General features: G+C 44.6%; 10 protein-coding genes and 1 pseudogene. 5 read left to right on the top strand and 6 right to left on the bottom strand.

Going from position 1 to position 15,477, the window contains the following annotated elements:
* Positions 1-14 precede the first annotated feature (14 nt).
* The 5 genes from clpB to HMO_RS0104410 all read right to left on the bottom strand — a co-directional run bounded on the left by clpB (position 15) and on the right by HMO_RS0104410 (position 8,394).
* Positions 15-2,588 carry an ATP-dependent chaperone ClpB gene (clpB, locus tag HMO_RS0104430; protein ID WP_010299155.1) on the bottom strand — a complete coding sequence of 858 codons (2,574 nt, stop codon included), beginning with the start codon at positions 2,586-2,588 and terminating at the stop codon, positions 15-17.
* Between the two features lie 84 nt (positions 2,589-2,672).
* A complete protein-coding gene (locus HMO_RS0104425; protein ID WP_010299152.1) occupies positions 2,673-5,666 on the bottom strand; it encodes a hypothetical protein in 2,994 nt (997 codons plus the stop codon).
* Positions 5,667-5,994: 328 nt separating this feature from the next.
* Positions 5,995-6,495 carry a DUF4167 domain-containing protein gene (locus HMO_RS0104420; RefSeq protein WP_010299149.1) on the bottom strand — a complete coding sequence of 167 codons (501 nt, stop codon included), beginning with the start codon at positions 6,493-6,495 and terminating at the stop codon, positions 5,995-5,997.
* A 304-nt stretch (positions 6,496-6,799) separates the two neighbouring features.
* A complete protein-coding gene (prmC, locus tag HMO_RS0104415) occupies positions 6,800-7,630 on the bottom strand; it encodes a peptide chain release factor N(5)-glutamine methyltransferase (RefSeq protein WP_010299146.1) in 831 nt (276 codons plus the stop codon).
* Positions 7,627-8,394, bottom strand: coding sequence for an NAD kinase (locus tag HMO_RS0104410; protein WP_010299144.1), 768 nt, complete (start codon positions 8,392-8,394; stop codon positions 7,627-7,629). The genes prmC and HMO_RS0104410 overlap by 4 nt, the downstream gene beginning before the upstream one ends.
* A gap of 236 nt (positions 8,395-8,630) precedes the next feature.
* On the opposite strand from HMO_RS0104410, the gene tssB reads away from it, so the two are divergent.
* The 5 genes and pseudogenes from tssB to tssE all read left to right on the top strand — a co-directional run bounded on the left by tssB (position 8,631) and on the right by tssE (position 12,525).
* On the top strand, positions 8,631-9,161 hold the full coding sequence (gene tssB, locus HMO_RS0104400; protein WP_010299136.1) for a type VI secretion system contractile sheath small subunit: 531 nt from the start codon (positions 8,631-8,633) through the stop codon (positions 9,159-9,161).
* A 20-nt stretch (positions 9,162-9,181) separates the two neighbouring features.
* Positions 9,182-10,649: pseudogene (gene tssC / locus HMO_RS15190) on the top strand (type VI secretion system contractile sheath large subunit).
* A gap of 74 nt (positions 10,650-10,723) precedes the next feature.
* Positions 10,724-11,293 (top strand): hypothetical protein, encoded by a 570-nt coding sequence (locus HMO_RS0104390; RefSeq protein ID WP_010299133.1) that lies wholly within the window; start codon positions 10,724-10,726, stop codon positions 11,291-11,293.
* Positions 11,294-11,404: 111 nt separating this feature from the next.
* Positions 11,405-12,025, top strand: a complete 621-nt coding sequence (locus HMO_RS0104385) for a hypothetical protein (RefSeq protein ID WP_010299130.1) — start codon at positions 11,405-11,407, stop codon at positions 12,023-12,025.
* Between the two features lie 2 nt (positions 12,026-12,027).
* A complete protein-coding gene (gene tssE / locus HMO_RS0104380; protein WP_010299128.1) occupies positions 12,028-12,525 on the top strand; it encodes a type VI secretion system baseplate subunit TssE in 498 nt (165 codons plus the stop codon).
* 227 nt (positions 12,526-12,752) lie between these two features.
* Here the strand turns inward: tssE and tssH are convergent, their stop codons facing one another.
* Positions 12,753-15,341 (bottom strand): type VI secretion system ATPase TssH, encoded by a 2,589-nt coding sequence (tssH, locus tag HMO_RS0104375; RefSeq protein WP_052571989.1) that lies wholly within the window; start codon positions 15,339-15,341, stop codon positions 12,753-12,755.
* Between the last annotated feature and the right edge of the window lie 136 nt (positions 15,342-15,477).

Below are 15,477 nucleotides of genomic sequence, written 5' to 3'. Positions count from 1 at the left end.
CAGCTTGAAAGCTTTCAAGACTTACCGTCCACGACTAATTGGCCGTCCCGCTCGGTAATGTTAATAGTCGCTCCTTCAACGATTTCACCACTTAGGATCTTCATGGCCAGCGGATCTTGTAGATTACGCTGAATTATGCGCTTAAGAGGGCGTGCCCCGTACATCGGATCATAGCCTGCTTCAGCTAACCACTCTAAAGCCTTATCGTCAATATTAAGAGTAATCTTACGCTCAGCCAATCGCTTGGCCAGCTGCGCAATCTGAATTTTAACAATATGAGTCATATTAGCTCGGCTAAGGCGATGGAAGATGAGAATCTCATCCAAGCGATTCAGGAATTCTGGTCGGAAGGAATTGCGCACCACAGTCATCACTTGGTCGCGAACTTGCGGTGTTATCTCCTCACCGGCATGAGCCGCTAAGTATTCTGCTCCTAAATTGGAGGTTAAGATGATGACCGTATTGCGGAAATCCACGGTTCGACCGTGACTATCGGTCAGACGTCCTTCATCTAAAACCTGTAACAAAATATTGAAGACGTCAGGATGGGCCTTTTCCACCTCATCAAACAGCACGACTTGATAAGGACGCCGTCTTACCGCTTCTGTCAAAGCGCCGCCTTGCTCATAGCCGACATAACCGGGAGGCGCACCAATTAACCGCGCTACCGCATGTTTCTCCATATATTCGGACATATCAATGCGAACCATATTGGTTTCATCATCGAATAGAAACTCAGCCAAGGCTTTAGTGAGCTCCGTCTTACCGACGCCGGTTGGACCTAAGAACAGGAAGGATCCCAACGGCCGATTCGGATCTTGCAAGCCAGCCCGGGACCGGCGCACCGACTGTGCCACGGCTTTAACCGCTTCATCTTGACCAATGACGCGCTGACCAAGGTTCTCCTCCATATGGATCAGCTTATCCTTTTCGCCGGTCAACATTTTATCCACTGGAATTCCAGTCCAGCGTTCAACGACAGTGGCAATGTCCTGATCGGTCACTTCTTCGCGCAGCGAGCGTTGCGGATTACCATCGGCCATGGAGCGTAATTTAGCTTCCAATTCCGGCATAAGGCCATACATAATTTCACCGGCCCGAGCCAGGTCGCCGCGACGCTGCGCCACTTCTAACTCTGAGCGCAATGCGTCCAGTTGCTCCTTAATCTTGTGAGTACCGGCAATACTTTCTTTTTCAGCGCGCCAGCTGGCGGTAAGTTGGGCTGATTTTTCTTCAAGCTCAGCGAGCTCCTTTTCCAGCTTGCCTAAACGATCTTTAGAGGCCGGATCTTCTTCCCGCTTCAGGGCTTCGCGTTCAATCTTCAACTGAATAATGCGTCGATCAAGCTCATCAATTTCTTCGGGCTTGGAGTCAACAGCCATCCGCACCCGGCTAGCCGCCTCGTCCATTAAGTCGATCGCCTTGTCCGGCAGAAATCGATCGCTAATATAACGATTGGATAAAGTACAGGCTGCAACAATGGCATTATCACTGATCCGCACACCGTGATGGATCTCATATTTCTCTTTCAGGCCCCGTAATATGGAGATAGTATCCTCGACCGTGGGCTCACCCACAAAGACGGGCTGGAACCGCCGGGCTAAGGCCGCATCTTTTTCAATATATTGGCGGTATTCATCCAATGTTGTGGCGCCCACACAATGGAGCTCGCCGCGGGCTAAGGCAGGCTTGAGCATGTTAGAGGCGTCCATGGCCCCTTCCGATTTACCGGCACCCACTAACGTATGCAGCTCATCAATAAACAGAACAATGTCACCGGCCGCATTGGCAATTTCATTGAGAACAGCTTTTAGGCGCTCTTCAAACTCGCCTCGGTATTTAGCGCCAGCAATTAAGGCTCCTAAATCCAACGACATCAGGCGAGTATGCTTTAGCGCTTCTGGCACATCACCATTAACAATTCTCAAGGCTAAGCCTTCAACGATGGCCGTTTTACCCACCCCAGGCTCGCCGATCAGCACGGGGTTATTTTTGGTGCGGCGTGACAGCACTTGAATAGTGCGACGAATTTCTTCATCGCGGCCGATCACCGGATCGAGTTTACCTTCCCGCGCCACCGCCGTCAAATCCCGGGCATAGCGGTTCAAGGCATCAAACGTGTCTTCCGCATTTTGTGTATCCGCTGTACGGCCCTTACGGAAACTAGCAATCGCTTCACTAATTTTAGCAGCGCTCACCCCGGCGGCCTCAGCCAACCTTTTACCCGGATCCACCGAACACAGACCTAAGAACAACACTTCTGCGGTAACAAACTGATCTCGCATTTTGTCAGCCGCTTTTTCAGCAACATCCAGCGCCTTTGCCGTTTCTTGAGCCAGGTAAACCCCGGCGGCACCAGCGCCAGAAACCTTAGCGATTTTAGCGAGCTCTGCTTCCACTGACTGATGAAACAGTTTGGCATTGCCCCCAGCTATTGTGACCATCTTGGCCGCCAATCCTTCTGGATCATCCAGCAGAATTTTTAATAAGTGAAAGGGTGTTAATTGTTGGTGCCCCTCACGAACAGCCAGCATCTGCGCTGATTGGAGCATTCCTTGAGCACGTTGTGTATAACGATCTTGATTCATGGTAACCTCCCGAGTTTCTTAGCTTTATTATAGCTATTTTTACTATCGGGAGGTATGAAAAATTAACCACAGATGTCTCGGTTATTATTGTGAACGCTGAGCCAAGCCCCGTTCAAAAGCTTCACGATAAAGGTCCTGCATATTTTCCTTTAAAGGTAGAAAAGCATCAGCATCAGCATTAGCAACCATAAAATCATATATTTGTTGCCCAATCGCTGAGTCAATAGTATAGATAGGCGGTAAAGGATTACCCGCAGAATAAGTAGTCATGCGGCTTATCTTTGTTCTTTGAAAAGCCCATATAGTTGCTGAATTGAGAAAAATCTCAGGATATGTATCCTTTAAAGCTAAGAAGAGCAGATTAAATGCCGTATCTGGGGGAGAACCCCACATAACCGATTTTTCTAAGAGGCTTGTTACTTTTCCAGATTTCTGAAAATCCTTCTGTAAAACATGAGGACTCTCAATAAAGCGCTCAACAATGAACTTTCGCGCCTCAATATAAGGAACCCTATTAAAGATTGTGTAATATATATTACTTAAACCGCATAAATAGGCATCATCCTTGCTGGCGTCCTGCTGTTTTAAATCATTAAAGACTAAATCCAAAATGAAAGCTATATCATTCTCGCTAACATCTCCGTATTGCAACCCATAATCAAGTGGTTTGAAATAAGAGGACAACCGATTATTTAAGAGAGAAGGGAAAATCTTAATAGTTTTTAGGGCTGCCTCATAATGCCCCTCCCCCATCAATTCTTGAACTGTCTCCTCTAAAAATTCAGCAAGAATTTCTGCGTGGCTTAGCTCACCATTTTCTAATCGCTTAGCTAAGCCATAGAGTAACTTCTCAAGGATTGGATCCTCGTTAGTTTCTGCAATTTCAGAATTAAGCCCGTATATAAGATCTTCCCCCTCTTCCCAATCCTGGAGATCACTTCCATCTGCTTCACTTCCGGCGGCTAAGATTAGAGTGTCGCTAAAGATAAATTTGTCATTCTGCTTCGCCAGATCTAAACAATCTAAAGCATAATTATAATCAAATTGATCATAAAGACTTTGGTCTCCCCACAGGAAATAGCCCCACAGCCCCACTAGTGGTCTGCGTTCTATTTCATGCTGCAGGCGTTGATAAAGAAGGTGAAAAAAGGGGTATTTTGCAATTGATTCAGCCCCCACCTGCTTGAAAAGTACAGCAGCTGTCCCTAGACTTTCTAAGTCGTCGAAGCGGAAACGCATGCCTAGACCGGTGAAAGAGGGTGACAATAAAGAATGGCGCCCTGTTTTCACTAAAGCCTCAATTATCCTTGACCTTGCCAGGGTCGTGTCGATGGGGCTTGCCAACGCGAATATTCTTGCATATTGGTCAAGTTGAGATTGCGATTCCTCTTCGACGTCAGCAGATATAATTTGGTTAAACAGCTCTTGATTACTAAATAAAGACAGCAACAAAAGGTTTTCCAGTCTCTGTCCCTCATTAATCATCCTGGCAAACATTTTCTCGGCCGCCCTATGAAGCCAAGGTATCGTTGGTGAAGGATACTTAAGTGTTGTATGACTGCCAGTGGTTTGCAAAGTAGCTAAATGGTTCCCATTCACATAGATGACCATATCTCCATCATTTTCAGAGTAATTTTCGTCAGCCAGAGTAAATTGATGCTCATCCGAGTTAAATGCCGACAATAGTTGGTGCCAACGCTGAGCGACACTACTCTCGACAGAAACATTATTTAGACCAAAAATACATTCGAGCACCTGCAGAAGGTTTGTATTGATTGATCTGAGTTCGTAATGGGAACCATCAGGCAAATAATGACCATAAATAATTCTGGCATCGGGCAAATTGCATAATAATTGTGCCCATATCTGTCGGAAATGTTCTAAATTGTATTGCTTCCCTATCGTGCTCTCAAAGAATGTTTTAAATTCTGGGCGTGTGGTAATGGGTAATTTTTCTAAAGCAAGACAATTTCGTTCAGCATCATATAATAAAATATTACAAAGCGTAAATAGCGCGGATTCCGCACAATCAGAAAATGAATGGATACCATTTTTACTGTAAAAGGAGGAAGTGCCATAAGGAACATCGAGCCTGATGTTTTCATATCTCTCGGCTGCAGCCCCTAGCAGCAGCATAAGCTCGGGTGAATTATTTAGCTCTTGAATTTGCCTAGAAGTAGGGGCATATTTTTCATACTTCTGCGGGGAAGCCATCATTGTATCCACAGTGGGGTAACGGGTAATCTTTTGATCGTTAACCCATATACTCAACGTTCCCCTGTCTAAACGATCTTGCTGATAACTGCAATAAGGTTCCACAAAGCGGGATTGACGCTGAAGTTCTGCTGCAGGAATAGCGCTTTTTTCCATGGCCGCTTTAAACTGCAAATACTCATCGCGATTAAATCGGCTGTGCATAAACTCTTCTTTGAGATAGGGATTACCTACAGCTTCAGGGCTTAATAGCTTGGCACCAGCGAGGAAATCCCATAACTCAGTTTTGGTGTTAAACTGTTGCAAAGCATAAGCCAAATAAAAATGCCTTGCCATGGAACCATAAAAATTTTCTCCGTTCCTGTCCTCAATAAAAGCTTGGTAGAGGACACGTGCAAATTTACCTGCTTCTTTGCGTTGAGGCTTAGTAACAAGACCGCGAAGAAAACCATCGACCGATTTATGGGTCTCGGCTTGATCCGCTTCCCAAAATAGGTGCCCCAATTGAGCAGCTGACAATCTCTTTAAGCTAAAAAACTCTCTTTGATTAGAAACCAGCGTGGCACCGTCTGGGGATGGAAATAAATATTGCAATAGAAGTGCCGTATGGGACAAAGGATTATCGGTTTCAGTCCCTTTTAGCTGAGCATAAGGCTCAAGGTCCGCCTTTAATCCGTAGGGGCCACAAAAGCGAAACCTTTTAAGCCAACCTGATTCTAAAAGAGCCATCGGATAGACAGGTGACAAATGTTGCTGGGCCGGATCAATGATCGATGTTATGCCTTTTAAATCGGCAAAATCCATAGCAACAAGGGAGCGACATAAAAACAAACTGAGAACAAGGGCAGATCTAAATTTCTTCATTATTATTATATCCCATTATTAAAAGATCTAAGACTCATATTCTTCTGAAGAATATTGATACTTTATCAAATAGTCAATCCCTAATACTTTAAAAGAAGAATTCTAAGTTTTATTTGGAAGAAAAAAGTAAACTTAGGACAGGGATAAGTAATCCGGAATAAAGACGGTCGCGCTTAAAGGAAATCCATTAGAAAGAAAAATCCCTCTGGAGGTCCTGCTTTATAGCTTGGTTATGAATATGAGCTATTCATCAGAGTTTATCGCTAGCGATGATGGAGCTGCCTTATCCAAGGCTCGACATCCCAGAGGGGAACGGGCCCAAGGCCCTTTATTCTGCTGTGGTGACTTCCGGGGCAGCAGCTTCCTGCACCTTAGGACGTTGACGGCGAGCTGGTCGACGTGGTTCCGCTTTCGGAGCCTCTGCTTGAGGTTCAGAATTAACACTCGGGCTCGCAATTGCTGCCTCTGACTGCGGGCTGGACTCTGCAGGTGTGACAAGAGTCAATTCATTAACTGCCTCTGGCTGAGGGTGGTCCTGGATGACAGGCTGCACGGTCGGTTGCTGAGCTTCTCTCTGTTCACGATATTCATTGAGGATCCGCAGAAAATGATCAGCATGCTGATAATAGTATTCGGCTTGCACGCGATCCCCTGAAGATAGAGCCTCTTTTGCTTGGTTTAAATAGCGTTCATAATTTTGAGAGGCGACGCCATAACGGGGCCGAGATTCTGGGCGTTCATAGACGCCTCTATCTGAGGTGGGACGTCCCCCATTATTATTATTTGACCGACGAACAGCGGAACCCCGCGAACGATTTCTTCTTAGCATTAATGATTACCTAATTCTCTGAAAATTTTATAATGGCCATAACGGCCACATATGCTGTTACCTCTCTTGGTTTGCTGAAATTACTTTCACCAACCGAGAGTTTTATTTTGCGGGCATAAAAAGAGATCTTATCAATTGTTCCATGACTGCTAAAGCCTCATAGCCATTTTATCAAAATCATCTTGTCGCATACACAAAGCAAATGTTAACGGTTATGAAAGAGACTTCTTTCATGCCGCTGCACAGCTATTTTCAGTCTAACAACTCTTTTCTCTGTTTGCCAAGATTTTTATTGCACAACACCTCAGGAAAAAACTAAGCAGCGATCTAGCCCATTGAAATCTCTGATTTTTTCTACCAAATTAAATTTATGGTCTTGGCCAATTTGGGTGACCGCTTCCGCTTGAGCATAACCGATTTCAAAGATGATCACTCCCCCTGGCCGCAAATACTCCCGTGCCGATTTTAGAATGGTTTTATAGTGGACAAGCCCCTGCTCATCCGCGAATAATGCCGATTCTGGGTCATACAACGTTTGGCGTGATAAAACCTCTGAGCGATCAATATAAGGAGGATTGGCGATAATAAGATCAAAGGTCTGAGACAAGCCCTCCATCCAGTTCGCTACCACAAACTGGCATCGCTCTTGCATCCCTAAAGCAGCGGCATTCATCCTCGCAACCGCTAACGCTGCAGATGAGATATCTACTCCGGTGCCCTGGGCCTTGGGGAGCTCAGTTAATAAGCTTAGCAGCAAGCAACCGGAGCCCGTTCCTAAATCAAGAATTTGTACGGAATCTTGAGTTTTAGGGATATATCTTAAGGAAGTTTCAATGAGCGTTTCACTATCCGGACGCGGGTCCAAGGTATCGGCCGTTACTTTAAACCTTAGCCCCCAAAACTCCTTATAGCCCAAAATCTTGGCCAAGGGCTCGTGTTGACAGCGCCGCTGAATAAGCTGCTCAATTTCTTTGACTTGAGTAGCATTAAGAGCCGGCGGGGGCTCAAACAGCAATTGCTCATAAGAGATCCCAAGAGCATGTCCGATTAATAACCGCAACTCTCGCAAGGGGTTTTCGGCAGGGCTGTGCTGTATCAGCCTCAGAAAATCTTTTAGGGCAGTGTGGAAGTTCATAAAGCAAATTGTTCCCGCAAGATACGGTCCTCAAGATTATGCCCCTGCGTAAAAAGCAGACGACAAGAAGAGTTTATGTCTTGTTCTATCGTAACATATTCGACATTTTCAATCATTTGATAATCGGCCGAGACACTGACCTTTCGTTCAGCGGCTCGCAAAACAGTCAATTTAATCTTTGCCAAGCAAGGCAGCAAAGCACCGCGCCAGCGTCGTGGTCGAAAGGGGCTAATGGGTGTCAATGCCAATAGATTAGCTCCCAGAGGAATAATAGGACCATGGGCAGATAAATTATAAGCCGTACTACCTGCGGGCGTTGCCACCAACACGCCATCGCTAACTAATTCTTCCAAGCGCACAACCCCATCGATCTCAATTTGGATCTTACTTGCCTGCGAGGTTTGCCGCATGAGGGACACTTCGTTAATTGCATGATAAATATGCTCAACACCGTCAGTATCGATCGCTGTCATGCGTAGTGGATGCAGAGCCGTTTGCTGAGAGGTTTGGACACAATGAAGCAGATCCTGGGGCGGCACAGAGTTCATCAAAAAGCCAACAGTGCCAGCATTAACACCAAAAAACGGCACATCTAAATGCCGCAAACTATGAAGAGCGTGCAACATAAAGCCATCCCCCCCGATGACAACAATACAGTCAGCTTGATCCAAAGGCACAGGCTGAAGATATTTTAATGCTTCGGCTTGAAATTCTTGTGATTTCTGGCCCCGCGATGTGAACAAAGCAACTTTTTGAATCTTCATAATTTTATTCTCATCAACCTTTTATCTCACTATAAAAGGATTCTCTTAAAATAGCTAACTTCTCTTATTTTGCTGAACAATTTTTCTCAGCCTCCTTATCACCATAATTTTCGCTTCGAAAATAAATAGGTAAAATTCTGGAAAATTTTTCATCTTGTTAAGCCTTTATTAAATCTTCCTCACCAATATTAGAGATAAAGGCACAACTACACCCAGGACATTGGAGAACAAATCACATGGAAAGCATTCAACATAAATTAGACCGGGTCCGTCCTCCCCGTGTGCAAATTACTTATGATGTGGAAATTGGTAACGCCATTGTTATGAAAGAATTGCCTTTCGTTATGGGAGTAATGGCAGACTTAGCAGGGCATCCTGCTTCTCCACCACCACCGTTAAAGCAGCGCAAGTTTATAGAAATTGATCGTGATAATTTCAACGATATTATGGAAAAGATTCGCCCGCGCTTAACCTTGCGTGTGGATAACAAGCTGACCAACGATGGCAGCCAAATGAGTGCAGAACTTTTTTTCCACAGTATGGATGACTTTCAACCGCTGAATGTGGTGAAGCAGATTGAGCCCTTGCGTAAGCTTTACGAAGCGCGAACCAAATTAAAGGATATGCTCACTAAGCTTGATGGCAATGATGCTTTAGATGAATTACTGCATGCTGTCATTAACAATACAGAGCAGCGTAATAGCCTGAAATCAGAACTGGGTATAGCAGATGATTCAGCTAAGTCAGCTGATAAACCTGCGAGCTAAAAGGATAAGGGAGATAGATTATGGCAAACGAGACCCAAGCACCCGCCCAAGAGCAAGTTACCCTTGACGTTCTAATGACGAAAGGTAAACTCGCCAAAGACGACACCCAGAAACCTTTTGCTCGTGATCTGGTGGAAGAGTTCGTCAAGCAAGTTGTCGAACAGGGCAACGTTCTAAGTAATGATACAGTCACATTTCTGACACAACGGATTCAGCAAATTGATGACTTGATTGCTGTCCAACTGAATGAGTTTATGCACACCGACGAATTCCGCAGCTTAGAAGGTTCCTGGCGCGGCCTCGATTATTTAGTGATGAATTCAGAGACGGGCTCTCATCTTAAATTACGTTTATTGCCCGCCACTAAGAAAGAAATCATGGACGATTTAGAAAAGGCAGTAGAATTTGACCAAAGCGCCCTGTTCAAAAAGATTTATGAGGAAGAATACGGCACTTATGGCGGTCATCCTTACTCATGCCTGATCGGCGACTATGAATTTACACGTCATCCGAATGGACATTGAACTGCTGTCCAAGTTATCCCAAGTGGCAGCGGCAGCCCATGCTCCGTTCATTGCTGGCGCCCATCCCCGTCTGTTTGACTTTGATAGTTTTGAAGAAATGGGTAAACCACGTGATCTATCCAAGATTTTTGAAAGTCTTGAACTTATTAAATGGAATTCCTTCCGTGACTCCGAAGATTCACGCTATGTTGCCCTGGTGCTACCCCATGTGATGATGCGGTTACCGTATGGTGCTAACAGCCTGCCTGCCGAGGGACTAAATTTTGAAGAAGATGTTGCGGGTGCTGACTCCAAGAAATTCTGTTGGACAAATGCGGCCTATGTTCTTGGAACTAAGTTAACGGATGCCTTTAGTAAATATAAATGGTTAGCCGCTATTCGGGGCGTTGAAGGAGGTGGACTTGTAGAAGACTTGCCTGCCTATACCTATAAGACAGCTGATGGTGATACCGCGCTGAAATGCCCAACAGAGGTGGTTATCACCGACCGCCGAGAAAAAGAGCTCAGCGATCTTGGCTTTATCTCGCTTGTCCATTGTAAGGGCACAGATTATGCGGCGTTTTTTGGCGCTCAAACCACGCAGCGGCCTAAAGTTTACAATTTAGACGAAGCCACCGCTAACGCTTCTCTATCGGCACGTTTGCCTTATTTGCTCAATGCCTCTCGCTTTGCCCACTATATTAAAGTGATCATGCGCGATAAAATTGGCAGCTTCCTAACCGCAGACAACGTTGCCCAATATTTAAACACCTGGATTGCCAATTATGTGCTTTTAAATGACGATGCCCCTCAAAGCGTTAAAGCACGTTATCCTTTGCGTGAAGCGCGAATCGAGGTCTATGACATTCCTGGCAAACCCGGATCCTATCGTTCCGTGGTTTATATCCGGCCGCATTTACAGATGGAAGAATTAACGGCTTCTATCCGTCTCGTTGCAACGTTACCAGCTCCCGCCGGGGGCTAAGAGAGCACCTCTGTTCCGTCTTAAGGGCGGAACAGCAACCCAACCAAGCCTAAAGTTTTTAGGAGGAAGACAAGATGTCACACAATTATACCCAGTACGGGACCATACCCCTCGCCGGCGAGACCGGCATAACCATTCCAGTGGTTGATCCCCATATCAAGCATACCAATAGCGTTACCACTCCCGAATGGATGATTTCCATTGATAAGTTTTTGTCGTCAAGCATTGATGGTTATGAAGATTATACAGAGCTTTATGGATGGGTAGCGGAGCAAGCCCGATTAACGAAAGGTAGTACAGCAACCCAATTATTCTCAACAGCTGCTGTTCAACATTCGAATATCTTGATTGTTATTCCCAACGGACTATACCTTCCTTTACTCGAAACGGCAATGAATGCAGGGTCTAACCTGGCGCGCGTTAAAATCGTCCGCCTCGCTAATATTACTGATTTAAAAGTTCCTATCCAAGAAGTTGAATATATGAATTGTAAAATTGATTCCATTCAACAAAAACTGGATGAGATTATCCTTTCTATTCGCCCGGAGACACGGATGAATACAGTTGTCCAATATGCCCAAGATGGCAGCAAGCTAGGCCAGAATGTTAGCTTTTTTGATTACGTAACGGGTAAAGCAAAATAAGTGATTGCTAGCCTGGGGATTTTTATTAAGCTTTAATTTAAATTTTTACTAAAAATTAAAGCTTATCTTTTTACACTGACAATAAGATAGCCAGACTAACGGAGCAAACAGATGACAAATAATTCTTCAGGACCCAATTTTGGACCTGCCCATCATCAATATGGCAACAGCAATATCATTGGTACGGGAATCAATATTCCGATCCATGCCCCTTCCATTCAACACTTATCGCATGTATCCACGCCGGAATGGATGGTTATGATTGATAGCTTATTATCGTCTTCTATCGAAGGGACGCCTCTGGGAACCGGGGCCAACCTTAAAAAATGCACTGAACTTTTGGGATGGTATTCTGAGCAAGCCCGTCTTACTCAAGGCAACACCGCTAACCAGCTGTTTTCAACCGCTGCTGTGCAGCATTCCAGCGTCATTATTGTAATTCCGACAGGCGATTATATCGCCTCCCTTGAAACAAAGATGTACACCGGCGCTAACATTGCGGCTATTAAGTTAATCCGTCTGGCCAATATCACGGATCTTAAAGTGCCGCTTCAATACATAACCTATACCAACTGCCGTATTGAAAGCACCCAACAACAGTTAGATAAATTCATTCTTTCTTTCCGTCCAGAAAAGCGCCAAAATACAATTGTACAATATCACCAAGATGGGACGAAGAAAGGTAACAACGTGAGTTACTTTGATTACACCACCGGCAAGATTCAGGCTTAAACGTGTTTAATAGGAATATCATCGAAGAATCCTTTGCGGAGCCCAAACGGAAACGAGGGGCTCCGGTTCCTTTATTTGAGAAATTGATCGATGAGGATAGGAACAATAGCGATGAAATTCCACCCCTGCGCTTTTACAATCAATTTGAACTGATGCAATCTATCCAAAGAGAGTTAGGGCGCATCTTAAATACACGTGCCAATGCCACTAAAGCAGAGTACGATCAGCTCAGCATAGATAAGTGGAATTTTGCTTTACCACAGATGTATGGCTTAGCAGATTTTTCTCAGTATGATGCTACCAATGAAGGTCATCATCCTCATATTGCTTTGTTATGTGAAAATGCCATACGCTTATTCGAGCCACGCTTAAAGAATCCCAGCGTGACAATTATAGAGTTCGATAATAAGAAATTTTGCTTACTCATCAATATCACCGCCACGCTTAACATTAAAGATTTCCAGGACGAAGTCACCTTCCCGTTAGAGATCCAAGCTTAAATTAAAAAGGGCTCTTCTCTAGAGCAAGCTAGATACTCTTCTCTGAAGTATTTATTGAGATCCTAGAGCAAATAGATTAAATAAGATAAATCTTGCAACAAAGCTGCCTGCAAACATCTTTTGCTATTTGCTTCTAAGGCATAGAACCGCTTCAAGTCTTAGAAACCCTTTATAAAAATGGAGAAAATGTACACTGAGCGCAGCGAAGGACTTTTCTCAAGAGCAGATTAGATATCTGTTAACGTCATCTCTTTAAAGGAGTCTCCTGCTAGCAGTTTCTCAGATAACTGCGGCAGAATTTGAGAGGAAAGAATTTTATCAATGGCTCGGGCGCCGTGTTGAAGACCTTGGGAAAGTTCAATAATACGATGGATATCCTCATCAACCACAATGAGCTCAGCTTGGTGTTGCGCTTGCAACCGCGCATCAATTTGCTTCAGCTTAAGGCGGGTAATTTGAGCCAAGTCTTCTATTCCCAGTGGCACGTAAGGGATCACCGTCGTGCGAGAAAGAAAAGCATTAGCAAATTTCTTATTCAATGCTAGCCATAATTTAGGCTCTATAGTTGAAAAAAACTCAGAGGTAATCTGGCGCTCATTTCTCAGCCAGAAATCGGAAATAATCTCAGCACCGACATTCGAGGTTAAGATGAAAAGACAATTGCGGAAGTTGACTTCTGTCCCTTCCCCATCTTCCATAATTCCTTTGTCGAAAACTTGATAAAAAAGGTTGATAACATCCGGGTGAGCTTTTTCAATTTCATCCAGCAAAATCACCCCATAAGGATTACGCCGAACAGCTTCCGTTAAAATTCCCCCTTTACCATAACCAACATAACCGGGAGGAGCCCCCTTTAATGTTGCCACCGCATGGGCTTCTTGAAACTCTGACAAATTGATACGGATCAAACTTTCCCCTAAACCTGTCATAACTTCTGCCAGGGCTTGAGCCGTTTCAGTTTTTCCTACCCCACTGGGGCCAGCAAGCAAAAAGACGCCCATCGGTTTATGGGGGTCAGCTAAACCTGCTGAATAAGATATAATATTCTGGGCAATCCGATATAAGCCATGGTCTTGACCAACGACGCGCTCTTGAAGTTGAGAAAAGATATCCTCCTTTTTCAAGCCATCTTGGTAGCTCAGCATGGTTGAAGCAGGAATCCCTGTCCATGTGGATAAAATCTGCGCAATAGCTCGACGGTCGACCTGATAAGAGACACCCAGTTTTTCAAAGATCTGCTTGATCTCAGCCTGCAATCCATCATGTTCTTTGTCATATTCCGGATCCTTAACTAAGGCCGGAAGCGACGGCTGACTTTGGGATTGTTCAATTTTATCGAGAATACGCTGGGCGTGCTGCCATTGGTCAGCTAAAGCCTTTATTAAGGCTCTAAGCTCCTGCAATTCCTGTTCTATTTGTTGACATCTATGATGGTTTACCTTAAACACTCTCGCTTCGCGGCGCAGCATTTCCAGCTCCACCTTTAATAAAGCTTGGCGATTTTCAAGCGCATCCATATTACCAGGCTTACCTTGACGCGTCAGCGCCACTCGCGCACAGGCGGTATCCAAAAGGTTAATGGCTTTATCGGGCAATCGACGCTGCGGAAGAAAGCGCTGGCTTAATTGCACAGCCGCATTGATTGCTTCATTTAGGATCTCAATTTGATGATGCTGTTCTAAGTTAGCCACCAGCCGCCGTAAAATCATCGCCGTTACTTCTTCAGAAGGCTCCCCCACCTTGACCACTTCGAACCGCCGTGTAAGAGCAGCATCGCTTTCAATATAACGTTTATATTCAGACCAAGTGGTCGCCGCAATAACTCTTAACTCTCCGCGTGCTAATGACGGTTTTAAAAGGTTTGCCGCATCCCCCGTCCCTGCTGAGCCGCCCGCACCAATTAAGGTATGAGCCTCATCAATGAAAAGAATAACCGGTTCGGCAGCATGCTTAACTTCCTCGATAATTTGTTTTAGACGATCCTCAAACTCACCTTTAACCCCGGCGCCGGCCTGCAGAAGGGCTAAATCTAAACTATAAATTTGGGCGGTTCTGAGACTATCTGGCACATTGCCAGAGAGGATACGCTGAGCAAGCCCTTCCACTAGCGCTGTTTTGCCCACCCCCGCTTCCCCGACCAGAATCGGATTATTTTGTCGCCGTCGCGACAAAATATCAATAATCTGGGAAATTTCTCTTTCTCTACCGCATAGGGGATCAGATTTGCCGGCCGCTGCCTGCTCATTAAGATTGATTGAAAATTTAATAAGAGCTTTTTCCTTCTCTTCTGGGGAATTAGTCTCCGAAGAGGACGGAGAGAGTGTCCGGTTATCAGTCGTTGAAAGGAAACGATTTTCTGGGCTCAACTCAATTAAGTTTTCCAACTCTTGACATAACGTATGACGCGGGACCCTTAAAATCAGTGGACAAGACTCCAAAATGACGCCGCGAATTTGCTCTATATCGACCAGAGCCAGCATTAAAGCAGCAGAACGGATTGACGTCTGATTAATTTTTAAGGAAGAAATTGCCCAGGCCTGCTCTAAAAGCATCAAAATATTCGGAGAGAGAATTGGGATCCCCGTACAGCCAGTTTTAAATTTATCGATTGTACCCAGTAAATGCTTTCTTACTGAGTTTAAATCGACATCGTAATGTCGCAAGATTTGGTGCATATCTGTTTGAGGCTGTTCAAGCAATTTATAAATAAAATGCTCAACTTCAATATTATAATTTGTCTTTGCCATACATAAAGCTGCAGCCTCTTCCAAAGCACGCTTACAGGGATGGTTCAGCTTTGAGACAAGATTTTTCATCTCCGTTGGCATAATAGCACCATGTTACAAAAGATCTTAATTTTATGTTAACCAACCCTGGTTCTGGTGTACAGCTCATCGAAAGAAGTTAAGGTAAAATTTTACATAAATTGATCACTTCTTAATCTTTGATTGT

The organism is Candidatus Odyssella thessalonicensis L13 (assembly GCF_000190415.1).
GTDB classification, from domain to species: domain Bacteria; phylum Pseudomonadota; class Alphaproteobacteria; order Paracaedibacterales; family Paracaedibacteraceae; genus Paracaedibacter; species Paracaedibacter thessalonicensis.
The sequence above is the reverse complement of the archived record's forward strand: the minus strand, read 5'-3'. Positions and strand labels throughout refer to the sequence as shown.

Coding starts and splice junctions, on each gene's coding strand:
- clpB (WP_010299155.1), bottom strand. CDS start 2,588: ATGAATCAAGATCGTTATACACAACGTGCTCAAGGAATGCTCCAATCA.
- HMO_RS0104425 (WP_010299152.1), bottom strand. CDS start 5,666: ATGAAGAAATTTAGATCTGCCCTTGTTCTCAGTTTGTTTTTATGTCGC.
- HMO_RS0104420 (WP_010299149.1), bottom strand. CDS start 6,495: ATGCTAAGAAGAAATCGTTCGCGGGGTTCCGCTGTTCGTCGGTCAAAT.
- prmC (WP_010299146.1), bottom strand. CDS start 7,630: ATGAACTTCCACACTGCCCTAAAAGATTTTCTGAGGCTGATACAGCAC.
- HMO_RS0104410 (WP_010299144.1), bottom strand. CDS start 8,394: ATGAAGATTCAAAAAGTTGCTTTGTTCACATCGCGGGGCCAGAAATCA.
- tssB (WP_010299136.1), top strand. CDS start 8,631: ATGGAAAGCATTCAACATAAATTAGACCGGGTCCGTCCTCCCCGTGTG.
- HMO_RS0104390 (WP_010299133.1), top strand. CDS start 10,724: ATGTCACACAATTATACCCAGTACGGGACCATACCCCTCGCCGGCGAG.
- HMO_RS0104385 (WP_010299130.1), top strand. CDS start 11,405: ATGACAAATAATTCTTCAGGACCCAATTTTGGACCTGCCCATCATCAA.
- tssH (WP_052571989.1), bottom strand. CDS start 15,341: ATGAAAAATCTTGTCTCAAAGCTGAACCATCCCTGTAAGCGTGCTTTG.